General features: G+C 65.1%; 1 protein-coding gene, 1 tRNA gene and 1 pseudogene. All 3 read left to right on the top strand.

The window, feature by feature from the left end:
• The coding region (locus tag Q8M88_RS07655) for an RNA methyltransferase (protein WP_305596020.1) at positions 1-889 on the top strand (889 nt) is incomplete at its 5' end.
• Between the two features lie 103 nt (positions 890-992).
• A tRNA-Thr gene (locus tag Q8M88_RS07650) sits at positions 993-1,067 on the top strand.
• 394 nt (positions 1,068-1,461) lie between these two features.
• Positions 1,462-1,720, top strand: a pseudogene (locus tag Q8M88_RS07645) (transcriptional repressor); the annotation flags it as partial.

Here is a 1,720-nt window from a genome sequence, read left to right as displayed (position 1 = left end):
GGCGCGAGGCCATGCGCGCCGCCAGCGTCATTCGCGCCCTGCATCCGGGATGGTGGGTCAAGACGGCCGTGCTGAGATGACCCGCCGGCCGCCGCCAAAGGACCGCAGCGCGCATGAGCGGGGCCGCCGCACGACGGTCGCACAGTCCGAGACGCGCAGCCTCTTCCGCGCCGCCTCGCCCGACCTCGTCACGCTTTACGGCGCTCATGCCGTGCGCGCCGCGCTGACCGCGCGCAAGCGCAAGCTGCTGGCGCTCTACGCGACCGAAACCGCGCTGCCACGCATCCACGAGCTTGCGCAGGCCGCGGGACTCGAGCCGCGCCTCGTCGACGCGCGCGATCACGAGCGGCGACTCGGCCCGGAGGCGGTGCATCAGGGCTTGCTGCTCGAAGCGCGCCCGCTGCCGGAGGCGGACATTTCCGACATCGTCAGCGTCAGCGGCGTGGTGCTTGCGCTCGACCAGATCACCGATCCGCATAATGTCGGCGCGATCCTGCGCACGGCCTGCGCCTTCAACGTCGACGCGGTGATCGTCACGGAACGGCATAGTCCGGAGTTTTCCGGCGTCCTCGCCAAAGCGGCCTCGGGCGCGCTGGAATTCACGACGATCGTCTCCGTCGTCAATCTCGCACGCGCGCTCGACGACCTCGCCGAGCGCGGCTATGCGCGCGTCGGACTCGACTCGGATGGCGCCGAATCGCTTTCGACCATTACGCTGTCAAAGCCGCTGGCGCTTGTGCTCGGCGCAGAGGGCAAGGGATTGCGGCGCCTCACGCGCGAACGCTGCGACGCCGTGGCGCGGCTCGATCTTCCGGGCCCGATCAAGAGTCTGAATGTGTCGAACGCCTGCGCCGCGGCGTTGAGCGTGGTGACGACGCGGCTCGGGTGAGCGTGAGGCTGGGGATGAGGTTCGGTGAGCGCCGGCGCGGGATTGACCTCTCCGCCGGCTTGGACGCATAGAGAAGTCGCGCGATGCGCCTCGATGACGCCATGGGCCGGTTTAGCTCAGCTGGTAGAGCAACTGATTTGTAATCAGTAGGTCAGGGGTTCGAATCCCCTTGGGCGCGACAAATGGCGTATAAAACTGCGAACACCCTTGCCGATTTGTTCTCCGCAATGACCAGATTGGCCTTCCGGAACGTGGCGTCGCCGGCGTTATCCGCTCGAATAGCTCTCCCGCGCGCGCTCTTCGCCGCAGATATTCCGCGGGAAAGTTCCAATCCGGATGATCGTTCCGCGCGACATGTCCCAGCCGCAGTGAGGCGAGCCGTCGCCTTCTGAAACGTCGTAGTTCGTCACCCGGCCGAATGCCTGCTTCACTTGCCCGCCAAATTGTTATGTTATAACATATCTGTCCTTAGCGGGGGCTGGATTCACGTCGGGAGCGGCGCATTGACGGACCGAATGCAGGGTCGAAATGCGGCTTACGTTATGGAGGCGTTGTTGTCGGCGGCTGGTCCTATGGGCGCTTATGACATCATCGCGGCCATCAGGCCTCAGGTCGAACTCGCGCCACCGACGGTCTACCGCGCGCTCAAACAACTGGTCTCCGCCGGCAAGGCGCATCGCATTGAGTCGCTCAATGCGTTCGTCGCGTGCCGGTGCGGCCATGACGCCCAACCTGCCTATAGGCAGGGAGAAGCAATCGGATTCATCATCTGCGATCGCTGCGGTTCGGTGGATGAGTTCATCGATCCCACTATTGGCGAAGGGGTGGCTG

Origin of the sequence: Phenylobacterium sp. (genome assembly GCF_030693805.1) — a bacterium.
Classification (GTDB): Bacteria; Pseudomonadota; Alphaproteobacteria; order Caulobacterales; family Caulobacteraceae; genus Phenylobacterium.
Note: the sequence above shows the minus strand (reverse complement) of the source record. Positions and strands in the feature narration are given on the sequence as shown.